The organism is Halomonas sp. E19 (assembly GCF_052439355.1).
GTDB lineage: Bacteria > Pseudomonadota > Gammaproteobacteria > Pseudomonadales > Halomonadaceae > Halomonas.
On record NZ_JBNFWU010000001.1, the window covers coordinates 1,003,132 to 1,025,407 of the forward strand.

At 60.8% G+C, this 22,276-nt stretch carries 18 protein-coding genes and 4 pseudogenes; 13 read left to right on the forward strand and 9 right to left on the reverse strand.

Features of this window, described 5'->3' with window-relative positions; all coding sequences use genetic code 11:
* Positions 1-9: 9 nt before the first annotated feature.
* From ACUDAL_RS05335 to ACUDAL_RS05355, 5 genes are all read left to right on the forward strand, one after another.
* Positions 10-675, forward strand: coding sequence for a hypothetical protein (locus ACUDAL_RS05335; protein ID WP_444677383.1), 666 nt, complete (start codon positions 10-12; stop codon positions 673-675).
* The gene (locus tag ACUDAL_RS05340; RefSeq protein WP_444677384.1) at positions 672-1,019 is read left to right on the forward strand and encodes a hypothetical protein; all 348 of its coding nucleotides are present in this window, start codon (positions 672-674) and stop codon (positions 1,017-1,019) included. The genes ACUDAL_RS05335 and ACUDAL_RS05340 overlap by 4 nt, the downstream gene beginning before the upstream one ends.
* Positions 1,016-1,306, forward strand: a complete 291-nt coding sequence (locus tag ACUDAL_RS05345; RefSeq protein WP_444677385.1) for a PqqD family protein — start codon at positions 1,016-1,018, stop codon at positions 1,304-1,306. The genes ACUDAL_RS05340 and ACUDAL_RS05345 overlap by 4 nt, the downstream gene beginning before the upstream one ends.
* 61 nt (positions 1,307-1,367) lie before the next feature.
* A complete protein-coding gene (locus ACUDAL_RS05350) occupies positions 1,368-3,293 on the forward strand; it encodes an asparagine synthase-related protein (RefSeq protein WP_444677386.1) in 1,926 nt (641 codons plus the stop codon).
* Positions 3,294-3,730: 437 nt separating this feature from the next.
* Positions 3,731-4,186, forward strand: a complete 456-nt coding sequence (locus tag ACUDAL_RS05355; protein ID WP_444677387.1) for a lasso peptide biosynthesis B2 protein — start codon at positions 3,731-3,733, stop codon at positions 4,184-4,186.
* Between the two features lie 129 nt (positions 4,187-4,315).
* Here the strand turns inward: ACUDAL_RS05355 and ACUDAL_RS05360 are convergent, their stop codons facing one another.
* A complete protein-coding gene (locus ACUDAL_RS05360; RefSeq protein WP_444677388.1) occupies positions 4,316-4,489 on the reverse strand; it encodes a hypothetical protein in 174 nt (57 codons plus the stop codon).
* Between the two features lie 678 nt (positions 4,490-5,167).
* On the opposite strand from ACUDAL_RS05360, the gene ACUDAL_RS05365 reads away from it, so the two are divergent.
* From ACUDAL_RS05365 to ACUDAL_RS05390, 6 genes are all read left to right on the forward strand, one after another.
* Positions 5,168-6,391 (forward strand): nucleotidyltransferase family protein, encoded by a 1,224-nt coding sequence (locus tag ACUDAL_RS05365; RefSeq protein WP_444677389.1) that lies wholly within the window; start codon positions 5,168-5,170, stop codon positions 6,389-6,391.
* The gene (locus ACUDAL_RS05370) at positions 6,388-8,208 is read left to right on the forward strand and encodes an ABC transporter ATP-binding protein (protein WP_444677390.1); all 1,821 of its coding nucleotides are present in this window, start codon (positions 6,388-6,390) and stop codon (positions 8,206-8,208) included. Before ACUDAL_RS05365 ends, ACUDAL_RS05370 begins: the two co-directional genes overlap by 4 nt.
* A gap of 143 nt (positions 8,209-8,351) precedes the next feature.
* Positions 8,352-9,185 (forward strand): lipopolysaccharide biosynthesis protein, encoded by an 834-nt coding sequence (locus ACUDAL_RS05375; RefSeq protein WP_444677391.1) that lies wholly within the window; start codon positions 8,352-8,354, stop codon positions 9,183-9,185.
* Positions 9,161-9,424: a hypothetical protein gene (locus tag ACUDAL_RS05380; RefSeq protein WP_444677392.1), complete on the forward strand. Its 264-nt coding sequence runs from the start codon at positions 9,161-9,163 to the stop codon at positions 9,422-9,424. Before ACUDAL_RS05375 ends, ACUDAL_RS05380 begins: the two co-directional genes overlap by 25 nt.
* A 26-nt stretch (positions 9,425-9,450) precedes the next feature.
* Positions 9,451-9,657 (forward strand): hypothetical protein, encoded by a 207-nt coding sequence (locus ACUDAL_RS05385; RefSeq protein WP_444677393.1) that lies wholly within the window; start codon positions 9,451-9,453, stop codon positions 9,655-9,657.
* The gene (locus tag ACUDAL_RS05390; protein WP_444677394.1) at positions 9,654-11,516 is read left to right on the forward strand and encodes a hypothetical protein; all 1,863 of its coding nucleotides are present in this window, start codon (positions 9,654-9,656) and stop codon (positions 11,514-11,516) included. Before ACUDAL_RS05385 ends, ACUDAL_RS05390 begins: the two co-directional genes overlap by 4 nt.
* Positions 11,517-11,685: 169 nt before the next feature.
* Here the strand turns inward: ACUDAL_RS05390 and ACUDAL_RS05395 are convergent, their stop codons facing one another.
* The 6 genes and pseudogenes from ACUDAL_RS05395 to leuS all read right to left on the reverse strand — a co-directional run bounded on the left by ACUDAL_RS05395 (position 11,686) and on the right by leuS (position 17,412).
* Positions 11,686-12,459, reverse strand: coding sequence for a PA2778 family cysteine peptidase (locus ACUDAL_RS05395; RefSeq protein WP_444677395.1), 774 nt, complete (start codon positions 12,457-12,459; stop codon positions 11,686-11,688).
* A 59-nt stretch (positions 12,460-12,518) separates the two neighbouring features.
* Entirely contained in the window at positions 12,519-12,659 is a 141-nt protein-coding gene (locus ACUDAL_RS05400) for a hypothetical protein (RefSeq protein WP_444677396.1), read from the reverse strand.
* A 10-nt stretch (positions 12,660-12,669) separates the two neighbouring features.
* Positions 12,670-13,062: a PA2779 family protein gene (locus ACUDAL_RS05405; RefSeq protein WP_444677397.1), complete on the reverse strand. Its 393-nt coding sequence runs from the start codon at positions 13,060-13,062 to the stop codon at positions 12,670-12,672.
* A 183-nt stretch (positions 13,063-13,245) separates the two neighbouring features.
* Positions 13,246-14,300, reverse strand: a pseudogene (holA, locus tag ACUDAL_RS05410) (DNA polymerase III subunit delta).
* A gap of 27 nt (positions 14,301-14,327) precedes the next feature.
* On the reverse strand, positions 14,328-14,816 hold the full coding sequence (locus tag ACUDAL_RS05415) for an LPS-assembly lipoprotein LptE (RefSeq protein WP_444677398.1): 489 nt from the start codon (positions 14,814-14,816) through the stop codon (positions 14,328-14,330).
* A gap of 14 nt (positions 14,817-14,830) precedes the next feature.
* Positions 14,831-17,412 (reverse strand): annotated as a pseudogene (leuS, locus tag ACUDAL_RS05420) (leucine--tRNA ligase).
* 206 nt (positions 17,413-17,618) lie between these two features.
* On the opposite strand from leuS, the pseudogene ACUDAL_RS05425 reads away from it, so the two are divergent.
* Positions 17,619-18,133 (forward strand): annotated as a pseudogene (locus ACUDAL_RS05425) (zinc ribbon-containing protein).
* A 61-nt stretch (positions 18,134-18,194) separates the two neighbouring features.
* Here the strand turns inward: ACUDAL_RS05425 and ACUDAL_RS05430 are convergent.
* Together ACUDAL_RS05430 and ACUDAL_RS05435 are read right to left on the reverse strand one after the other, a co-directional pair.
* Positions 18,195-19,498: pseudogene (locus ACUDAL_RS05430) on the reverse strand (hypothetical protein).
* A 90-nt stretch (positions 19,499-19,588) separates the two neighbouring features.
* Positions 19,589-20,479 (reverse strand): LysR family transcriptional regulator, encoded by an 891-nt coding sequence (locus ACUDAL_RS05435; protein WP_444677399.1) that lies wholly within the window; start codon positions 20,477-20,479, stop codon positions 19,589-19,591.
* 351 nt (positions 20,480-20,830) lie between these two features.
* Between ACUDAL_RS05435 and leuC the strand changes: the two genes are divergently transcribed.
* Positions 20,831-22,276: a 3-isopropylmalate dehydratase large subunit gene (leuC, locus tag ACUDAL_RS05440; protein ID WP_444677400.1), complete on the forward strand. Its 1,446-nt coding sequence runs from the start codon at positions 20,831-20,833 to the stop codon at positions 22,274-22,276.

Consider the following 22,276-nt stretch of genomic DNA (forward strand, 5'->3'; position numbering starts at 1 on the left):
GAGAATGAGATGCAGGAGCAGCAAGAGGTCTTGGCTGAAAAACCGGAGGGGCTTAATGAGCGGCGCAACCGGGCAGGGCCGCAGACCCAGCGCTTCTTCTATTACACCTATGGCATGACGGTTGAATCCGATATTGAACTTCCCGAACTGATGCCGGTGCCAGCGTCTGCCAGTGCGGACATTTCCATTATTACGGCGGGTATTACCGAATCACTTGCTGATGCCACTTTCAGCGGGAAGTGGGTCCAATTGTCACCGAGTCAGTGTCAGCTGAATGTGCAGGGTATTGCGCGCTACCGCATCGAGGAGGGACGGCGCATCCTGGTCGATCGTCGTGTGCTTGAGGATGAGCGGGATGGCGTCCCCGCCAGGGATGTGCGTCAGTACCTTTTAGGCATGTCGTTAGGTGTGCTGCTCTACCAGCGCGACTGGCTTCCCATGCATGTCAGTGCGCTGCATACCCCGACTGGCGTGTGGGCGTTCACCGGCCATTCTGGCGCGGGCAAGTCGACGCTTGGTGCTTGGCTTCACTATACGCAAGGCTGGCCGATGATCAGCGATGACGTGGCGGTGATCAAGCCTGAAGATAGCCAGGCCTATCTATATCCCGGCCCCCTCGCGTCAAGCTATGGAAGGATGCGCTTCAGGCCCTGGGCATCGACACCAAGGGGTTGATTCGCGATCTGACTCGGCATGACAAATACCACCTGATGGTGGATGAAGCCTTCCATAAGCGACCCGAACCCTTGAAGGCGCTGGTCATCCTGGAGCGTGCGGAAGAGGGTGAAACCGCTTCGCTTGAGCCTTTGAAAGGCGTGGAGGCCTTTCGCACGGTGATGGGGGCGCTTTATCGCCCCGACGTTGGTCAGGAGTTCAACAGCCCCGCGGCTCTGATGGCGCGTATTGCCCAACTGACCGACAGAATCGAGGTGTATCGTTATCGCCGACCATGGTCACTGGAAGACATGGATTCAAGTGTTGAAACTTTACTTGACTATATTAAAAGGGACGTGAAATGAATAATACGATTTCTCATAATGCCTTGATCGAGAAAAGCAAGGCTCAGATTTCTTCTTCCATCGATGATGAAGAGGCCGTGCTGGATACACAGGCGGGTATCTATTATTCCTTGAACTCGGTAGGTAGCTATATTTGGAAATATCTCGATACACCGAAAACCATGAGCCAGATTCTCGAGCACGTCAAGTCTGAGTATGAGGTGGATGACGAAACTTGCCAGGCTTCTGTCGAGCAGCTGCTGCTGTCGCTGAAGGAATATCAGCTGATTACTATTCGGTGTGAATAAATGAGTCTTTTTTCAGGTTGGGTGGGAGCCCCGGGGGGCGGGCGACGCTACTGAAGAAAGAATGAAGCATGCTTTTTCGATCTTTACTGATGCGTCTTTGATTCGCCAGGCTGGCGACCGATTCTTGTTGTTACATACTTCCGATGTTCATGGGAGCGCCCTTGGCCAAGAGGGCGCCAATGGTCCGCTGTACACTGTTGGGAGTGTTAGGTTAGATAATGCGGATGAGTTGAAGGCTCAAATGGAAGATGATGCCAACGCGCTCACCTCGTTGGATTCCGTTATCCAATCCGCCTATCAACGCTGGAACGATATGTGCGTCGATCACCTGCAGGGTGACTATGCGTTCGGCCTATGGGACGACAGCAAGGGTGAGCTATTCTGTGCCAGAGACCGGCTAGGGATTCGCCCCTTATATTACCATAGGAATAGCGAAGGCTTGTGGTTTTCCAACAATCTTCGCGTGCTGCTCTCCTCGGTGGGTTACCTACCGGAAGTCAACAAGAAGAGAGCGATGCAGTTCCTGCAAGGCATTGAATCAGAAAGCTCTCTTACTTTTTTTGAGGGTGTTTTCCGGTTGCCGGCTTCGCATAGCCTGCGGTATTCCACTTCTGGAGAGCCTGCGGTTAAGCGCTATTGGCACCTTGGCCAGGATATACCGGCTGTCGGCGATAATCTCGATGAGAATGTCGAGCGTTTCCGAGAACTTTTCATCGGTAGCGTAAGGAAACGCCTGCCATCTTCCGGTCCGGTTGCCATTGAGCTGAGTGGAGGTCATGATTCGTCGGCAATCTGTGCGTCAGCGGTGCGCTTCGATAAGACCCGTCTGAAAACTTATTCGGCGGTCTTCCCGAGTAATGCTGAGTGCGATGAATCTGAGTTTATCGATAGCGTGGTTGAAGAGGCGGGGGTTCATAACGTTTCGGTCAATACGGATACACTCAGCGTGACCGATTTTTATGACCAAAGTATCCTCGCTCACGGTGACTGCCATCATGCCGCCAATATTCGTATCGTCATGCGAATTCAAGAGCTGGCCTCTGCCGATAGCTGTTCGGTAATTCTTAATGGTGTCGATGGTGACAATGTTGCCTCGCACGGTCTGTATCGTCTGGCCGAGCTAGCCACCCAGGGTGATTGGGAAACCTTCATCAGGGAAGTTAAGGCCGTGGCCGATATTTACGAGGCGTTTGATGATGAGCCTGAAGTTGGACTTTATAACAAGTTTGGAAAGGCTATATTAAAAGAAAAGACTGACAGGGCGCTCTCAATCGAATCCATAAAAGCGGTGTTTCTGCTTTCCAAGCATTTCGGGCTGAACCGAAAGTCGATGGTCAAGCAATACCTTGTCAAGCCAACGCTGAGACGATGGGGACTATTGAAAACGCCCAACAAAAAAACCACGCAAGCCCCTGCCTGGCAGGGGCGATATAGCGAGGATGAGCTAACGCAAAGCTTTATTGCTGAGTCGGACCACGTCAATTTCTCAAAGGCACATTATAATTCTATTAAAAGCATTCGTACTGAGCGCGAGGCACAAATGTTTGCCTTGGGAAATGGGGTGCTCGAAGCATATTTTGAATATACCCACTCCATTTCGGAAAAATATGGTGTGGAAACCCGGTATCCATTCATGGATGTCGAATTGATGGATTTTTGTCTGGGGTTGCCTGCCAACCACAAGCTGGATAATGGGTGGACACGATTGATTCTTCGCGCCTCCATGAAGGGTATCTATCCGGAAAAGATACGTACGCGCCGCGGCAAGTCGAATCTTGCTGCCAGCATCGGCAATGCAGTGACAGGGCAGTGCTTTGCTGATCTCAAGAGTGCGGCTCTGGATGCAGACGAGGAGATCTGGCAATACTTCAAGCCCGCCAGCGTCGTTAGTATGATCGAGCGTCATGATGCCTTGGAGAATGACCCACTACTTGCCCAGAAATCCAGGCGAAAATCTGGTCAATCTGGTGCTTCAGGCGCTGGCTGATTCTCAAGGAAACCTATATTTGCTAATGAAAAAGCACTGGCGAAACGCCAGTGCTTTGAAAGCAAGTCGCTTTCTTACTGCCGGGACATTAAGAACCGGTCACGGAATCCACGCCGCTGACGGGTGAACCCTGCGGGACATCGGTCGCGCGGGTAGAAGCACTTGCCAAGGTGATTTCACCCACGCTACCAAGACGCGTTACACTCGGTTGGGTGAACTCAGCTTTCTTTTCCATGTCAAATATCTCCATTGTGTTGATTTGGGTTTTACCGCACGTCAATCGTAGCATAGCGTATCATTCAGTCAAGAAGGTAACCAGTAAGCGCTTGGCATGACTTCGCTAGTCTCTAGAGTACCAGAAATAAGATATTAACAAGGATTGAAGGCTTTCTTTTATTATTGTATTTTCCTCTTTATTCTTATTCAAGAGGTGTGCTGTGAACAAGTATGTTCGTGTTTTGCAAATGCCGTTGAAAAAGAAACTTCTCTTGTCTGAAGCGTTTGTATTGTTGCCTGCTGCATGGTTCGTGGTGAGGGTCTTGCCCTTCAAGTGGTGGTCGCATCATTTAGGTGAGGTAAAGCCTGGTGAAGAGATATTGGCAGACGAGACACTGGATACGCAAGCACTGAAGGAGTTTGGTTGGGCCGTCCGCAAAGTGAACCGTTTGTTCCGTGGAAACTATACCTGCCTGATGCTGGCCATGACCGTGCAGTGGATGTTGAATCGCCGCAAAATATCGAGCACGCTGGTGCTGGGAACCTTGATGGAAAAAGATCCTAGCGGTGCAATGGTCATGAAGGCGCATGCTTGGCTGAGGGCCGGTGAGCTTATCGTCATTGGTGGCCATGGGGGGCGGTACAAGGCGTTATCTACCTATTTGCGAAAATATTGATAATGTTTTTTTCGTCTTTTTTGTTTATTAGGTTTAATAAAAATGCTAATTGAGCTTGGCTCAATTAGCATTAACAAGTTGCGGCTATTTGTTTGAAATTCTATTTAGCAAGACTTTCTTTAGCGCTCATCAAGATGATGTGACATCATCCAGCGTGGTGCCAGGAGGAGTCGGCGTGCCGATCGGCACGTCGGTCTGCGCACTGGCTGAAGTGGCAAGAGTAATGTCGCCCACAGACCCCATGCGCATAATTTCAGGCTGAGCAAAGGGCAGTTTCTTGGCGGGCAGGTTCGCTCTATCCATGATGTTCACCTCTCCTAACAAATTTATGAAGTTGCTTGCTTGCGTACCGCATGGACAATTTAGCATGCCCTGCATCTGGTTCAATAACAGTTACAATTTTTTTAAGTGTGATTTTGTTAATATTAAAGAAGGAGGTTTAGTCATCACTGCTTAGGTCGAAGCGGTTTCTTCTCCAGTAACTACTTGGTTGGTATCCATTTCAGTGTTATCGTGCCTTGCCGTATAGACGGTTCGCTTAGGTTTTAAAAAGTATTAAGAAACTAATCCTGGCACGGCTAAGAATTTGCACCTCTTCAGTTTTTCTGGATTGGTTATTTGGCTGTTTCTTCTTACGATGTCGATCTGCTGCAGGAAGGTTTTTTTCATATTTCTGGTTCCAAATTTCTCGTTGGCAGGGCGGTGGGTATATAGATTTTGGATGAGGTTTTTGCCGCACCCCGGCATGTTTATGAATTTAAAAAGATTTTTTTTGTGGTGAGTGCGGGGGCTGGGAGTAAGAGCCGTCCAAACTAGAGAAAGTAGTATGACGTTATTTCCGTAAGACTTGTTTGAAACGAAAAGGCAGTGCAAGCTTTGGTGTTGTCGTACTAGCCTTGTGTTACCTTTCGTGAAGATTGGTTGCGCTGTACATGACTCATTTATACAGTTCTCAGTCAGCTGAGAAGCAAGGACGTTTCTATGACTACCAATGCCTCGCCCATAGCGAATGATAGAGTCCTGCAGCTCTTGATCATGCTTTCAAGGATTGAACTCTCGGATGAGCAAAAGGAGCAGGCTCTCTCCCTGTGTCGGGATGTTACGGATTGGGCTGGTGTTGCCTTGCGGGCCCGGCAGAATCTGATCCTGCCCCTTGTCTATCGTCATCTGCGCCAGCTACAGCCAGCCGGTCTAGAGGCACGCGAACTTGAGCAGATGCGGATTGCGGTCATGACGATACAGCAGCGCAGCATGCTGGTCATGTCTGCCCAGCAAGCCGTGCTCAAGGATCTGATCGAGCCGCTCGGCATTCCGGCAATGTTTTTCAAGGGTCCATCGTTGGCGATGCGTTACTACGATGAGCCTGCCATCCGGATCTCACGCGATATTGACGTCCTGGTGCCCCATAACGCCATGGTCAGGTTGCTGGAAACCGCGCTTCAGCTTGGGTATGTCCCATATGATCCTCAGCCATTGCAGGCCGACCCCTCGAGCCTGGCTTTCCTCGCCCGTACCCAGAAGGTGATTACCTTGATCTCTCCGCTTGGGGTAGGGATCGAGTTTCACCAGCGCATCGTTCGCTATGCTTCGGTCTACGACACGGAAGACCTGCTCACCAGGCGCGATGCGCTGCAGCTAGACCCCTTGAGCTATCCGGTGATGCCTACGGATGAGCTGTTTGTCTACATTTGTCTTCACCATACCAAGCATTTCTGGTCGCACTTGCACTGGCTGGTGGATCTGGATGCTATCCAGCGCCATCCTGATTTCTGCCTCGAGTCTGTCAGACGCTGTGCCGAGCGGCACGACCTGGTGGCGACTGTGGAAGCGTCGCTCGAGCTCTACCGGGCCATGTCGCAACCTTGTCCCTGGGAATACGAGCCGATTTCCGCTCAAGGGCGTGAGCTTCTGACGTCCAGCCTTGCGGCCATGGCCGGGGGCTCGAGGTCGAGCACGCGATGCAGAAGAAGATGGCCACACCGGATTTCGCCTTTGCCTGGCAGACCACCCCTGCCCATCTGCTGCGCTGGAAGCTGCTCGGCTGGTTGCGCGTCTTCCGCCCCAGCTACGTGGATTACCACGACTGGCCATTGCCTTCCCACTGGCAGTGGCTGTATCGCCCCATTCGGCCCATGCGCGAATTTTTCCGGCGTAACACACTGTTTCGCAACTCCTAGTCACCACGACCCCAGGGCGCTGCCATGATTCGTCTGGAACGTATTTTTGCCCCGCTGCGCACGCTGCGCAGGATTTTTCCGCTGCTTTGGCAAAGCAGCCCTAAATGGACACTGTTAAGTTCGCTGTTGATGGCGGTCGAGATCTTCTTCGGGCTGGCCGTGCTGTTCCTGCTGAAGCGACTCGTCGATGTCGTCACCGTGATGCTGGGCGCCGAGGCGCCTGTCGATGGGATCGGCCCGGTGCTGTTGACGGTTGCGCTGACGGGGTTCTGTTCGCTGGGCTACCTGGTTGCCCGGGGCCTTTCCGCCCTGGCCCGGGAGGCCCAAGGGCTGATGGTGGCCGATACCATCGATCGTGAGATCCATCTGCGGGCGATTCAGGCCGACCTCGCCTTCTACGAGAGCCCACGCTACTTCGATACGCTGCAACGCGCACGGCAATCAGGCAACCAGCGGCCGGTCCAGGTCGTCAGCAACTTGATGATGCTTATCAAGAACAGCCTGATGCTGGCGGGTATCGTCGTGCTGATCACCACGATCAACTGGATGCTGTTGCCCTTGCTGTTCCTTGCCATCGTGCCGGCGCTGCTGGTGCGTATCCACTTCACCCGGCATCTCTACGACTGGCAGCGCCGTCGCACGCAGATGGAGCGCCGTTCCGGCTACATCGACTGGTTGCTCACTTCCGATATCAATGCCAAGGAGCTGCGGCTTAACCAGTTGGGGAATTACCTGCGTGACAGGTATACCGATCTGCGTGCGACCATCCGCCGCGAGCGCATGCATATCACCAAGCGTCGCACCAGCGTCGAGATTCTTGTCGCGGCGGCTGCCACGGCCGCTTTCTTTTCGGCCTTGGCCTTTTTGGCCTGGCAGACTTCCGTGGGAAGGAATAGCGTCGGTGATCTCGTGCTTTTCCTGCTGATCTTCCAGCGTGCGCAGGCGATGGGCCAGGAACTGGTTCAGCAGCTCTCGAAGCTGTATGAAGATCATCTCTACGTAGGCCTGTTGTTCGAATTCCTTGATGTCCGTCCGGTCATCGAAAGCCCCGAGCAACCGGCCGACACGCCCGTGAGCATGGCCAAGGGCGTATGCATGGAAAACGTCAGCTTCCGCTACCCCGGCACCGAGCGGGATGTGCTGAAGAACATCAATATCTCGATCCGGCCCGGTCAGATCGTGGCGCTTGTCGGCGCCAATGGGTCCGGCAAGACCTCCCTCATCAAGCTGCTGTGCCGCTTGTACGATCCTACCTCAGGTCGCATCACGCTCGATGGCATCGATGCCAAGGAGTACAGCCTCGAGGAGTATCGGCGTGTTTACAGTGTGATCTTCCAGGACTACGGCCGCTACGCCGACAGCGTTCGCGACAACATTCGCTATGGCGATATCACGCAGCCCGAAGATACGCCGCTGATCCAGAAGGCGGGGGTGAAATCCGGCGCCGACCCCTTTATCCAAAAGCTCGACAAGGGCTATGACACACCGCTGACACGCATGTTCGACGGTGGCTGCGAGCTGAGCATCGGTCAGTGGCAAAAGGTAGCCTTGGCCCGCGCTTTCATGCATCAGTCCCAGGTCATCATCCTTGATGAGCCGACCAGCGCGCTCGACCCCGGTGCGGAGTTTGAACTGTTCCAGGATTTCCGCGAGCGAATCGATCACCGGGCGGCATTGATCATCAGTCACCGCCTGTCGACGGTGCGCATGGCCGACTACATCTATGTGCTCGACCAGGGGGTAATCCGCGAGCAGGGCACCCACGACGAGTTGATTCGGCAACAGGGGATGTACAACGACCTTTTCAGCCAGCAGGCGTACCACTATCGCGAGGTGGAAGCCTAGGGGCGTCCCCTTTATTTGCTAGCGCTTACCAGAAAGCGAGCGGCATGCCGCTGCGGGCCTGGCCCGGCTCGGCATGTCAATTTCCAGGCGGATCAGCAGGGCGCCTGTGCGCCATGTCTTCATTTCATTCGGATGACAGATTCGTGATAGCTCATACCCGACGCCTTACCCAAAGCAAGTTCGTGCGCAATGTCGCCATCGTTGCGACGGGCACCGCGGGCGCACAGGCCATTACCATGGCCTTCTCCCCGATCATCACTCGCCTTTACGGACCGGAAGCCTTCGGCGTGCTGGGCACGTTCACCGCCATCCTGGCCGTGCTGACGCCCCTGGCGGCATTCAGCTACCCCATCGCCATCGTCCTGCCCAAGCAAGATGCCGATGCCATCGGCCTGGCCCGGCTGTCGCTGGGCATCGCGCTGGCAACCTCCTTGCTGACGGCTCTGGCCCTGCTGCTGTTCAACGAGGCGTTTGTCGCAGCGTTCAACCTGCAGGCCATCGAGCCCTTCATCCTGTTGCTGCCCCTGGCGATGTTCTTCATGGCCTGCAAGGCGGTGATGAGCCAATGGGTCATTCGCAAGAAGCTCTTCAAGATCAAGGCCAAGGTGGCGGTCCTGCAGGCGCTTTGGCTCAACACCGCCAAGGCGGGCATCGGCATCTTCGCACCGGTTGCCGCCGTGCTGATCGTGCTGGCCACCCTGGGCAGCATGCTGCATGCCTTCATGCTGTGGTCCGGCATTCGGCAGCATCCGGAGGGGAGGATGGCGCTGGCGCGGCCGGTAGCAGACGAGCCCGCTGCAAGCAGCCGAACCCTGGCCTGGCGGCATCGTGATTTCGCCTACTATCGCACCCCGCAGATCATGCTCAATGCCGCATCGCAGAGCATGCCGGTGCTGATGCTGGCAGGCTTCTTCGGCCCTGCTGCTGCCGGCTTCTATTCCTGGGCAAGCTGGTGCTCGGCATTCCCACCACGCTGATTGGCCAGTCCGTCGCCTCCGTGTTCTACCCCCGCATCAATGAGGCGATTCACAACCGGGAGGATCCCCACCGGTTGCTGATCAAGGCCACCGGCTCCCTGGCCGTGGTCGGCCTGATTCCCTTCGGGCTGGTGGTGGCCCTCGGCCCTGGCTGTTCAGCCTGGTATTCGGCGCCCAGTGGCATACGGCAGGCGTCTATGCCCAGTGGCTGGCGCTGTGGTCTTACTTCGGCTTCATGAACCGCCCGAGCGTCGGGGCGATACCCGTGCTGGAGCTGCAGGGATTCTTCCTGATCTATGAGATTATCAGCATCGGCTTGCGAGCGGCTTCGCTGGCGATAGGGTTTTTCGTCTTCAATAGCGCCCTGGCTGCTGTCGCCTTGTTCAGCCTGGTGAGCGTGGCGCTAAATCTTTCCTTGATCCTTGCCACGTTGCTGGCGGCCGCCGAGTACAAGAAGGAAAATGCCCGATGAGCGATTTTCTGTTCAGTACCCAGCCGAGCACACCCGGTACTTTGCTGCGTTCGCTGAGGAGTATCTATCCCAAGGGCGAAGTGGCCGGTACGGAGTTCCACGGTGACTGGGGTTCCCTGGCGGTGACGACCTCGCGCTACCACGGATTTCAGCCGCTCGAAACCGATCGTCATCTGTGCGTGGTGCTGGGCGGCCCTGTGCTTTATTTCACTGACAACGCATTTCTTGCGGGCGAAGATCCCCAGGCAGGCACCCGTGCGGTGCTTGCCCATTGGTGTTCAGGCCGCGCGGACTGGAGTGAAGATCTCAGCGGCCCCTTCGTGCTGCTGGTGGTGGATAAGCAGAGCGCGAATGTGGACTGTGTCACCGACCTGATGATGTTCATTCCCGTCTACCAGTACCGAAGCGGCAACACGCTATGCTGGTGCACACACATTGATGCGCTGGCCGAGGCCTGTGGGCAGCAGGAGCAGGTCGATGACGCCTCGCTGGCAGATTTCGTGCTGCACGATGCGGTGACCTATCCCTACACCTCCTATGCAGCCATACGGCAGTGTCAGCCGGCGGCCCGTCATCGCTGGTTGGGACGCCCAGTGGTTGGCGGTGATCCGCTTGCTGAGCCGGAGTGCTTCTGGGAGCCGCATGAGGTGAACCCCTACATCTCGCTGGGCCAGGCCGCTCGGGCTCTGCGCGAAGGGTTGCAGGGCTATGTTGATCGGGTGACCCAACCTCTGCATAGGGTGGCCCATTTTATCAGCGCAGGAGAGGACTCCCGCGTGCTGGCCGGCATGTTGCCCGAGCGGCTCGAGCGCGACGCCTTCGTTTTTCTAGACAGCATGAATCGAGAAGGGCGGCTGGCCGCACGGGTTGCCTCCGCCTATGGCGCCCAGTTCACGCCCGATTACCGCCGTGAGACGCACTACCTGGACATGCTTCCCGAGGCCAGTGCGCTCGTGGGTTCCGGTCACCAATTCCTCCATGCGCACACACTAGGGTTCGACAAAAGGCACCACTTTGCCGATTACTCTGCCGTCTTTGGTGGCTATCTGTGTGATTCGCTGTTGAAAGGGCAATATGCGGCGAAGCCCAAGTGGCTGAAACGCTTTCCCTTCATGCCGCAGTTTGCCCTGGCCCAGGATGTCCGGTCGGCGCCGGTATCGCATCCTCTGTTCAGTGCTTCCGTGCTGCAGGAGGTCACGCGGCGAAGAGGTGAGCATCTAGCCCGTGTCGAGAGCTTGAGGCCTCACAGTGCCAACGAGTGGTTCGAACTCTGGCCGGCGACGATGCGGCGCGGCATGTCGAATCTCTACAGCAACCGTCGGCTGTTCGCGAGCCATGAGATCTTCATGGCCAAGGAGTCGGTCAAGGTGGCGGCAAGCGCGCCGATTTACTGGAAGCTGAACCGTCGCCTTTTCCACGCGGCCTTCCAGCCCGCCTTGCGGCGTACCCGCTTCGTCGCTCATGCCGATGGGCGGTTTCCCTATTTTCCTTGGTGGGTGAATTCACCGATCCAGTTTGTCACCTGGTTCAATCGCCAGGTAGCGCGAAGAATCGGTCGCCAGAATCGCCACCAGGGCCCCTGGAGCGACTGGGAAGCCTTGCTGGCATCAAGCGCATGGGAGGCGGAGATAGCGAGGCTCAAGGGCTGTCGGCTCCCGGAGGTGCTTGGCCATGCCGTGGCTGCCAATGCCTTGCACAAGGAGAGCGTCAGCCTGTCGCTGGGTGCCAAGCTCAACCTGCTGCAGCTTGGCCACTATCGTTTCTGTGCGAGCGGAAGACGTCCCGAGATGACGGTACTGGACACCGGCGCCTTCTTGCAGCATCGGGCGTCGCAGGACAACCGCAGCGTGCTGGGCTAGGGCAAGACAAGCGCTGCGGGAAGCGCGTGGAAGATGCTCTTGGACAAAAATGCCCTTGGACGAAGATGCCTTTTGGCAGGGCGGGCAGGGCGTGGAGCCCCGCCCGCCAGCTGTTTCAGACGCCCCTGCGCCGGGGCGTTCCGGGTTGGCTTGAACGGATAACGTCAGGTCAAGGGGACGCAGGTGGGAGGCCAGGGACCAGCAGCTCGTCCAGGGCGTGCTGCGCCTGCGTCTGCCACGCCCCTGGCAAGGCGGCGGCCTTGGCCAGCGCCTGGCGTGCCTCACCGCGTTCGCCTTGTTCCTTCAACAGCAGCCCAAGGTTTAGCCAGGCCACTGCGAGGTCGTCGCGCTGGCGCGTGGCATCGCGAAAGGCAACGATGGCGCGCTCGCTGTTACCGGCCTGGTGCAAGGCGTTGCCAAGCGCAAAGTGACCCATGGCCGAGGCCGGGAAGCGCTTCACCAGCGCCTGCCAGGCCGGCAGAGTGGCCTGCGGGCCCTGAACCTGTTCGTAGGCGGCAATCGCTTCCATGGCGCGGTATTCACGGATGCCTTGAGGCAGCGTGCCAGGAGGCAGTGCGACGAAGGCCCAACGATCGCTGCGCGCCCAGGTGGCATCGAAGCGTCGGAATGACTCTTGGCGCTGGGCTTCCTCGCCGCTGTGCAGCGTCATCGTACTGGTCGGCAGGTCATAGCCGATGGCAACGGCGTAGTGCCACATCGGCCAGGCCGGCAGCGAGAGATTCTGCATCACCACCACCGGGTGCCCGGTGGCAAGTTCGGTCAGCAGGGCATCGAAGGTATTGTCCAGCACAAAGGGTATGCGCCCATGGCGCCGGGTGGCGGCTAGCATCTCGGGCTGAACGCTGCCCTCGCGACCCGGTATGAACACCTGAGGGATCAAGGTTTCAACGGCGACGTCGATGTCCGCATAATTCAGCACCATTGCCAGGGAGGCGGGGCCGCACTGAAAGTCACGTTGCGCATGAAACGGTACGTCCTGAATCAGTCGCTGCGGGGGATCGCCTGCGTTGTCGTTTCGGCCAGGCGCGGCGACATGGCGCATCCCGCCAGCATCAGCAGCGTCAACAGAACAACGCCCGCAAGGCGGGCGTTGGTGTGTAGCCAGGTGGGTTGTTGCGTCATGGGAACATGGTCAGCGCGTGAAGGGGAATACGTTGGTCAGCCCGAGGATGTCGGTCACCAGCAGCACGATGAAGACGACCAACAGAGCGCCGACGACGCTGGCCCCAGCGGGAAGCTGTTCGAGCTGTTCCGCCATCAGGCGAGCTTCTTCGTCGGTCAGGGCCGCTACGCGTGCGTCCACTTCGGCCAGGTCGACGCCTTGGGCGATAAGCTGTTCCTGCACCTCGGTGCGTGACAGGATCTCCTGGATGCGCTCACGGTCGGCGTTCTGGCGCTCGGCGCTAAGCGCCGCCTGGGTGCTGATCAGCGAAGTGCCTGGGGAGGGGGCGGCTACTGCCGTGAGGCTGCCCAGCACCAAGGCAAGGATAAGAAAAGGCGTAAGAATGCGGCGCAGTGAAGTCATGGCTAAATTCCTTCTTTTTGGGACTCGAGCTTCCGGCGGTGACGCATGCCCGCTCGTGATGAGTGAGACGGCAGTGACCTTGCTCAGCGATGCCTTATTAGTATAAGCAAATTTGGTGCGAGGTTTCATGCCGTTGCATTCCACTCCGCGGATTGCTGAAATTCGCTTCGTTGCGTGGACCGCTCAGCCCACGCGGTAGGAGAGCGACATTTCGGCGAGAAGGCCGCGTCCCCCGGCGAGAGTCAGCGCCAAATCGTGTACGCCTTCCCAGGGGGACGCTGCCGGCCCCCTTGATGGCCAGGTCCAGGCGCTGGGCAAACAGCAGCAGCTTGTGCAGCCGCCGGGTGGGCAGACGCGCCACGGCCTGCTGGTAGGCGGGGCGCCGCTTGTCGAAGATGGCCGGCTTCTGCGCCTTGCAGGCGTGCTCGAAGCTCTGTCCCTGTTCGAGGTGCTGGTGCAGCGAGAGCAAGGTGCGCAGCTCCCGGGTCAGTGCCCACAGGATGATGGGTACCTCGACGCCTTCGCCGCGCAGCCCCTGCAGGATGCGCGACACGCGGCTGCGTTCGCCCTTCAGGCACGCGTCCGCCAGCGTGAAGACGTCATAGCGGGCGCTGTCTTCGACCCCCGGTAATCTGTGCGGGGCCGACGCGGGCTCCCTGAGGCAGCAGCAGGGCAAGTTTCTGCAGCTCCTGGTCGGCCGCCAGCAGGTTGCCCTCGGTGCGCTCGCCGAGCAGGCGGGCGGCGTCGAGGTCGAGAGTCAGCCCGTGTCGTTCGGCACGGTCGCGCAGCCAGAAGCCGAGCCGGGAGGCATCCACCGGCCACACCGGCACGAACAGCCCCAGCTTGTCGAGCGCCTGGAACCAGGCGCTCTTCTGCTGGCGATAATCGAGCTTGCCCATGCTCACCAGCAGTACGTTGTCGCGGTTGCCAGGCGTGTCGGCGTACTCTTTCAACGCCTTGGCGCCCTCCTGGCCAAGGCTTTGGCTGCCTAGCCGCAGTTCGATCAGCTTGCTCGAGGCGAACAGCGACAGGCTGGCCGCCGACTCATGCAGCCGGCCCCAGGCGAAGTTGCCTTCCACATGCAGGATCTCGCGCTCCTCGATGCCACGCTCGCGTGCGGCGGCGCGCACGCTGTCGCACGCCTCCATATGCTGCAGCGGTTCCTCGCCGGCCACGATCACCACCGGCGGCAGCTTCTTGGCCAGCGCCTCGGGGAGCTTGTCGGCAAACACCTTCACCGCGGTGACCGCCGCGATTCGACTGGCTCAGCCATTGTCCAGGGCTCGCAAGCGCTCGACCAACTGGCGCACCAGGTCGCGTCGTAGTTCCTGACGCACCTCCTCGCGCAGCTCGTCGTGGCCGAGCAGGTTGTCATCGTTGAGCACGAAGCGCACTTCGGCCTGCGCTTGCTGCTGCGCTAGGGCATAAGCGCCATCGCGGCGGCGCTGAACCGAGAAGGGACACGCAGCACAGCTTCCATTTCCCGGGGCCGCGATCGAGAACGCCCAGTTGACGCTCCTGGTACTCCTCGGGCCCCAGGTTGACCACCAGGGGGCCTGGTCATGTACCCGGGTGCCGGCCGAGGCCAGCCTTGCGACCAGTTGGCGTGCCAGTTCGCTGTCGCTCCCGGCCACGCCAAGCTCATCGATGATGGCCTCCTGCGTCTCCCAGCCGCGCAGGCGAAAGCCGCAGCCGGCAAGGCTGAGGCTGCCTGCGGTGGCCAGGAACAGGCCGAGGAAAGTGCGTCGCTGCATGTGCCGCTCCTTGCTTACCCGACGACGATATTGACCAGCTTGCCTGGCACCACGATCACCTTGCGCACCGTCTTGCCCTCGATATGGCGCTGCACGTTCTCGGCGGCGAAGGCGTCGGCCTCGATGGCCTCCTTGGGCGCGTCGGCGGCCACTTCGATACGGGCGCGCAGCTTACCGTTGACCTGCACGACGAGCTCGAGGGTGTCGCGGGCCAGCGCCGATTCGTCAACCTTGGGCCAGGTCGCGTCGATGGCGGGCTCGGCATGGCCCAGCTCGCGCCACAGCGCATGGCAGGCGTGGGGCGTGATCGGGGCGAGCAGCAGCACGCAGGCTTCCACGGCCTCGCGGGCCACGGCCAGCCCCAGGGTGAGGTATCGTCGAACTTGCCGAGTGCGTTGGAAAGCTCCATCACCGCCGCGATGGCGGTGTTGAAGGTGGTGCGCCGGCCGATGTCGTCGCTGGCCTTCTTGATCGTCTCGTGGGTCTTGCGGCGCAGTTCACGCTGGGCGTCGTCGAGCGCCGCGACGTCCGGCGTGCCCGGCTCGCCGGCCTCGATGTGCTCGGCCACCAGGCGCCACAGGCGCTTGAGGAAGCGGCTGGCGCCCTCGACCCCGGAGTCGGACCACTCCAGCGACTGCTCGGGCGGGGCGGCGAACATCATGAACAGGCGCACGGTGTCGGCGCCGAAGCGGTCGATCATCGACTGTGGGTCGACGCCGTTGTTCTTCGACTTCGACATCTTCTCGATGCCGCCCATCTCCACCGGCTCACCGTCCTTGATCAGCACCGCGCTGATCGGGCGGCCCTTGTCGTCGCGCTTGACCTCCACGTCGGCGGGGTTGAACCACGCCTTGCCGCCGTTCGGTGTCGTGCGGTAGAAGGTCTCGGCGATCACCATGCCCTGGGTGAGCAGGCGCTGGAACGGCTCGTCGACCTTGACCAGGCCCAGGTCGCGCATCAGCTTGGTGAAGAAGCGCGCGTAGAGCAGGTGCAGGATGGCGTGCTCGATACCGCCGATGTAGAGATCCACCGGCAGCCAGTAGTCGGCACGCTCGTCGAGCATCGCTTCCTGGTTGTCGGCACAGCAGAAGCGGGCGAAGTACCAGGACGACTCCATGAAGGTATCGAAGGTGTCGGTCTCGCGCACCCAGCCGTCGCCCAGCTCGTAGAACTCGGGCATGCGCTTGAGCGGCGAGCCGGAAGCGTCGACGGTGACCTCCATGGGCAGGGCGACGGGCAGCTCCTCGTCGGAGAGCGGCACGGTCTGGCCTTCGGGGCCGTACTTGACCGGAATTGGCGCGCCCCAGTAGCGCTGACGGGCAACGCCCCAGTCGCGCAGGCGGTAGTTGGTCTTCACCTCGCCGCGACCCAGTTCGGCGAGCCTGCCGGCGATGGTCTCGAAGGCGGCATCGAAGTCGAGGCCGTCGAACTCGCCGGAGTTGATCAGCCGGCCATACTCCACGTAGGCACCTTGCGAGAGATCCGGCGCCTGGCCGCTCTCGTCGGCAATGACCGCCTCGATGGGCAGGCCGTACTTGGTGGCGAACTCCCAGTCGCGCTGGTCATGGCCGGGAACGGCCATCACCGCGCCGGTACCGAACTCCATCAGCACGAAGTTGGCCACGTAGACGGGCACCTCGCGGCCGGTCAGCGGGTGCACGGCCACATGGCCGGTGGCCATGCCGCGCTTCTCCTTGGTGGCCATCTCCGCCTCCGAGGTGCCGCCCTGGGCGCACTCCTCGCAGAAGGCGGCCAGCTCGGGGTTGCTCTCGGCCGCGGCCTTGGCCAGCGGATGACCGGCCGCCACCGCCACGTAGGTCACCCCCAGCAGCGTGTCGGGGCGGGTGGTGTAGACCGACAGCGGCTCGGCCGCGCCACCGTCCACCGTCTTGATGTCGAACGTGAGCTCCACGCCGCGCGACTTGCCGATCCAGTTGCGCTGCATGGTCTTGACCTGCTCCGGCCACTCGATCTTGTCGAGATCCGCGAGCAGCTCATCGGCGTAGTCGGTGATGCGCAGGAACCACAGCGGGATCTCCTTGCGCTCCACCAGCGCACCCGAGCGCCAGCCGCGCCCCTCGATGACCTGCTCGTTGGCCAGCACGGTCTGGTCTACCGGGTCCCAGTTGACGGTGGACATCTTCTTGTAGACCAGCCCCTTCTCCACCAGCTTGGCGAAGAACCACTGCTCCCAGCGGTAGTAGCTGGTGTCGCAGGTGGCGAACTCGCGGCTCCAGTCGTAGGCGAAACCCAGCGCCTTGAGCTGGTTGCGCATGTAGTCGATGTTTTCGTAGGTCCACTTGGCCGGCGGTACCCGGTTCTGGATGGCGGCGTTCTCGGCCGGCATGCCGAAGGCGTCCCAGCCCATGGGCTGCATCACGTTCTTGCCCTGCATGCGCTGGAAGCGCGAGACCACGTCGCCGATGGTGTAGTTGCGCACGTGCCCCATGTGCAGCTTGCCGCTGGGGTAGGGGAACATCGACAGGCAGTAGAACTTCTCGCGGTTGGCGTCTTCCACCGCCTTGAAGCACTGGTTCTGGTCCCAGAACTGCTGGGCGTCGCGTTCGATTTCAAAGGGCTTGTACTGTGCGTCCATCGGCTTTCGCAATGACCTTAGAGTGTTCGGATATGGGGCGACATGCGCTTGCGCAGGAATGTGTCCGACGTCAACTTTGACCTTCAACTAGGCGATAAAACGTTGAACTGGCGGCAAGATGGCGTCTAAATGGTAACCAAGGATACCCCAGTAGGACATGCCCGGCCATGCCCGGGACATGCCGAATCCGCTTCGAGGAGATGACCATGAGCGAACGCCCCGACTCTCATCATGAAAATCGGCTGCGTGAAGGTTATGAACGCATGCTGGCACGGCTGCGCGAGGGCGCCGACGACCTGACCTGGGAGAACCTGCAGCATGAGCTCGACGAAGCGGTAGAGTTCGAGGCCGAGCTGGAGGAGTTCACCAAGGACGAACTGGCCCTGCTGCGCGCCTGGGTCGAGCGCGATCTGATCGACATGCGGCGTTACCTGCGCGAAGGGGTCGCGGTGTGGCCGCCTGGCTGGGCATCGACCTCGACCAGCTCTCGCGCAAGGTGGTGGACTCGCTGTTCTCCATTGCCGATCGCAGCATCGTCGACAACGAGCGGCTCAAGGAAGACCTGGAAGCGGCGCGGGCCGACTACTGCGAGGGCGAGATCGCTGCCCCCGGGCGCATGGCCTGCGTGCACTGCGATGCCGCGGTGGAGCTGGAAGGGGTGACGCGTATCGAGCCCTGTCACCAGTGCGGCCACCGCTACTTCTATCGCGTATCTCAGTAGGTGGCTCATGGCACGGGGCCGCTAACGAGCCAGCCCGTGCCTCTTTCCTCATGCACAACCGTCAAAGCCAGGCGTCCAGGGCAAGAATTGCCACGATTACCAGGCCGCTGAGCACCAGGGCATAGCCCAGGTTGAGGCGCATCATGCGATAGCCGCTGATGCCGTAACGCCCCTGCAGCGACAGGTTGATGCCCGACAGCGGTCCCACCGAGGTGCCCACGGCCCAGGAGGCCAGCGCCGTAAAGGCGAACAGGGTCGGTTCGCTGCCGCGCAGATCCAGCATCGAGGCCAGCACCGAGACGCCGATGATCGGGTGCAGGCCGGCCACGGCGCTGAGCACGATGGCCAGAAAGCTGATCACGGCCTGGAGCGCGCCAAAATGGGCGAACAGCCGCCACTCGCTGCCGGTAGCGGCGGCCACCAGGGTGGAGAGGCCCAGCGTCAGCAAACCCGCCGAGAGAAACAGGGCGATCTCGCCGCGCATCGCCGGCAGCCGTGTCAGGCTGTGCTGGTGCACCCGGTGCCAGGTCCAGTGCGGCCCGGCGGGCAGGTTGCTGGCCAGCGCCACCGCCGGCAGCAGGAAGGTGATGATGCTGACGATGCCGAGCTCAGGCGTCAGCTGGAAATGGAACAGCATCACCAGGCCGGCCATGGCCACCGGCATCAGCAGGCTGCGTGGGGAGAGCGAGAAGCCCGCCACCTCGGCCAGGTCGAAGCGGCGCGACAGCTCGAACGTGGTGAGTGCCCCGCTGACAAGCGCCAGGGGCAGGCCGATGGCCAGGACGCGCGAATACTCCATGCCCGGCGCCAGCGTCATCACCACGCCCATGGAGGCGAAGAAGGGCGACCACAGCGCGGCGCTGGAGAGGCCGCGATTGAGCGCCAGCAGTTGGGGCGTGCTCAGCGGGGCGCGGCGGGCCAGGCGGTCACCGATCATGAACACCGTCGACAGATTGAGGATGGTGCCGAGCAGGTGAACGCCGAGCCAGGTGCCGGCAGTGCCTCGGCGGCCGGTGACCGGCCGGCCCAGGGGCGCGACGAGCCGCTGCGGTTGCCGATCAGGCCGATGAAGCTGACGCCGACCAACATTGCCACCACATAGGTATTGCCGCTGGTGACCGTCGGCCAGGCGACCGGCGCGCCGTAGCGCCAGCGTGAGACGATCAGCAAACCCAGCCCGATGACGGCCAGCGCCCCGGCCTGCCAGCGGGTACGTCGGGGAATGTCGCGCCACAGCAGCAGCGTGGCCAGCCACAGGGCATAGCCGACCCCATGCGGCAGCAGCACGATCCCGCTGAAGGCAAGTATCTGCTGCACCAGCCCGAGCAGGATCAGCACGCCTGCCAGGGCATGGCGCAAGGGCATCGGTGACGAGTCGGGTGGGGACACGATGGCTCAGGGCTCCGGCGAGTCGGGACGGTGTGTCTGATTTGTGAGCAGTCTAACAATATCTTCCTATCCCCCGCGACTCGCCGCGTCACGCGCCTCCTCCAGCAGGGAGAGCATCGCTCGTGCGGCGTTGGAGAGCGTGCGGCTGCGGTGCACCAGGTAGCCCAGCGAGCGATGGATGGGCGGGTGCTCCACGTCCAGCTCGTGCAGCTCTCCCGCCACCATTCGCTCCGGCAGCAGGCTCCAGCCCAGGCCGATGGCGGTCATCATCTTGAGCGTTTCGAGATAGTTGGTGGCCAGCGCCACGGGCAGGGTGAGACCGGCAGCGGCGAAGCGCGACTCGATCAGCGTACGGGTGAAGGTCAGCGGGCCGGGGAGCACGGCATCGAAGGCGCACAGCTCATGCAGCGTAAGCCGCCCATGCCCGGCCAGCGGATGGTCGTGGGCGCAGACGAAACACATGCGATCCTGCCACACCGGCACCACGTCGAGCTGCGGGTCGGGATGTGGCGCCAGGGTCACCACGGCCAGCTCCAGCTCACCGTCCAGCACCCCTTGATAGGCCAGCTCCGAGTCGAGGAAGTGCAGGTCCAGGCGTACCTCGGGGTGGGCCTGGGTGTAGGCCTTGAGCAGCGGCGGCAGGCGGTGCAGGCCGATATGGTGACTGGTGGCAAGCGTCAGGCTGCCGGCCACCTGGCCTTCGAGATTGGTCAGCGCACGCCGGCTGTCGTCCACCATGACGAGGATTTGCCGGGCGCGGGGCAGCAGCACCCGACCGGCTTCGGTAAGGGTGACGCGGCGGCCGATGCGGTCGAACAGCCGCGCGCCGATCTGGTCTTCCAGGGTGGCGATGCGCTTGGAAACCGCCGGCTGGGTCAGGTGCAGCTGCTCCGCGGCGCGGGAGAAGCTGCCGCTGTCGGCCACGGCGAGGAAGGCTTGCAGGCTTTGGGTATCCATCTCTCGTTTGTATTCCTTTATGGAATCCAATGAATAAATAACATGAATTGCTTTTATGGGCGAGCCGCGCAAGACTGCAATCACTCGGCCATGGCGATGCAGGAAAGAAGTAGCCTTGGCATGTCGGGGCTTTGCCGGCGACAAGGTCTTCGAGGAGGCGCTGTGAATCCATCCCTGGACGCTACATTTGCCATCCATGGCAAATGACCTCCTCTCCGACCTGTCCCCGGCGCCCTTCGGCGAGTCCTGCTGCAATGGCCATTTGAGGCAAAACGTACGAGATCGGCGAACCTTGGGGAATCTTTCCCTAGACCGGACAGGCAAAAGGGCCACAGAGCCCGGGAGAACGATATGGCAGGCCAGACGCTTTACGACAAGCTGTGGTCGCAGCACCTGGTGAAGGAGCGCGACGACGGCACCGCACTGATCTACATCGACCGCCAGTTGCTGCACGAAGTGACCTCGCCGCAGGCCTTCGAGGGGCTGCGTCTGGCCGGGCGCAAGCCGTGGCGTCTCGACGCCAACCTGGCCACGCCGGACCACAACGTGCCGACCACGGTGAAGGAGCGTGCCGAGGGCAACGCCGGCATCAAGGACCCGGTATCGCTGATCCAGGTGCAGACGCTGGACGACAACTGCGTCGAGTTCGGCATCGAAGAGTTCAAGATCAACGACCCGCGCCAGGGCATCGTCCACGTGGTAGGGCCGGAGCAGGGCGCCACCCTGCCGGGCATGACCGTGGTCTGCGGCGACTCCCACACCGCTACCCATGGTGCCTTCGGCGCGCTGGCCCACGGCATCGGCACCTCCGAGGTGGAGCACGTGCTCGCCACCCAGTGCCTGCTGGCGCAGAAGATGAAGAACATGCAGGTGCGCGTCGAGGGCAAGCTAGGTGCCGGCGTCACCGCCAAGGACGTGGTGCTGGCCATCATCGGCAGGATCGGCACCGCCGGCGGCACCGGCTACGCCATCGAGTTCGCCGGCAGCGCCATTCGCGACCTCTCCATGGAAGGCCGCATGACGGTGTGCAACATGGCCATCGAGGCCGGCGCCCGGGTCGGCCTAATCGCGGTGGACGACACCACCATCGAATACCTCGCCGAGCGCCCCTTCGCGCCGAAGGGCGAGCAGTGGCAGGCCGCCGTGGCCGATTGGCGCAACCTGGTATCCGACCCCGACGCCGAGTTCGACAAGGTGGTGACGCTCGACGCCGCGGCGATCGAACCCCAGGTGAGCTGGGGCACCAGCCCCGAGATGGTCACCGGCATTTCCGGCGAAGTACCCGACCCGGCCGAGCAGGACGACGAGACCGTCAAGCGCGGCTACACCCGTGCGCTGGAGTACATGGGCCTCGCGCCCAAGCAGAAGATCAGCGATATCAAGCTCGACAAGGTCTTCATCGGCTCCTGTACCAATTCGCGCATCGAGGACCTGCGCGAAGCGGCCAAGGTCGCCCGTGGCAAGAAGGTGGCCGACTCCATCAAGCTGGCCATGGTGGTGCCGGGTTCCGGCCTGGTGAAGCGCCAGGCCGAGGCCGAGGGGCTCGACAAGATCTTCATCGAAGCGGGCTTCGAGTGGCGCGAGCCGGGCTGCTCCATGTGCCTGGCGATGAACGCCGACAAGCTCGGTGCCGGCGAGCACTGCGCCTCCACCTCGAACCGCAACTTCGAGGGGCGCCAAGGCTACGGTGGGCGCACCCACCTGGTCAGCCCGGCCATGGCCGCCGCCGCCGCCATCGCCGGTCATTTCGTCGATGTACGCAGCTTTGACGCCCAGCCCGTCGCAGAGGAGGCCTGA

Bases quoted from the DNA above. Each gene is read 5' to 3' on its own strand.
- ACUDAL_RS05370 (WP_444677390.1), top strand. From the start codon at position 6,388: ATGATTCGTCTGGAACGTATTTTTGCCCCGCTGCGCACGCTGCGCAGG.
- ACUDAL_RS05390 (WP_444677394.1), top strand. From the start codon at position 9,654: ATGAGCGATTTTCTGTTCAGTACCCAGCCGAGCACACCCGGTACTTTG.
- ACUDAL_RS05360 (WP_444677388.1), bottom strand. From the start codon at position 4,489: ATGGATAGAGCGAACCTGCCCGCCAAGAAACTGCCCTTTGCTCAGCCT.
- ACUDAL_RS05345 (WP_444677385.1), top strand. From the start codon at position 1,016: ATGAATAATACGATTTCTCATAATGCCTTGATCGAGAAAAGCAAGGCT.
- ACUDAL_RS05365 (WP_444677389.1), top strand. From the start codon at position 5,168: ATGACTACCAATGCCTCGCCCATAGCGAATGATAGAGTCCTGCAGCTC.
- ACUDAL_RS05395 (WP_444677395.1), bottom strand. From the start codon at position 12,459: ATGGTGCTGAATTATGCGGACATCGACGTCGCCGTTGAAACCTTGATC.
- ACUDAL_RS05405 (WP_444677397.1), bottom strand. From the start codon at position 13,062: ATGACTTCACTGCGCCGCATTCTTACGCCTTTTCTTATCCTTGCCTTG.
- ACUDAL_RS05400 (WP_444677396.1), bottom strand. From the start codon at position 12,659: ATGACGCAACAACCCACCTGGCTACACACCAACGCCCGCCTTGCGGGC.
- leuC (WP_444677400.1), top strand. From the start codon at position 20,831: ATGGCAGGCCAGACGCTTTACGACAAGCTGTGGTCGCAGCACCTGGTG.
- ACUDAL_RS05335 (WP_444677383.1), top strand. From the start codon at position 10: ATGCAGGAGCAGCAAGAGGTCTTGGCTGAAAAACCGGAGGGGCTTAAT.
- ACUDAL_RS05435 (WP_444677399.1), bottom strand. From the start codon at position 20,479: ATGGATACCCAAAGCCTGCAAGCCTTCCTCGCCGTGGCCGACAGCGGC.
- ACUDAL_RS05415 (WP_444677398.1), bottom strand. From the start codon at position 14,816: ATGCAGCGACGCACTTTCCTCGGCCTGTTCCTGGCCACCGCAGGCAGC.
- ACUDAL_RS05350 (WP_444677386.1), top strand. From the start codon at position 1,368: ATGAAGCATGCTTTTTCGATCTTTACTGATGCGTCTTTGATTCGCCAG.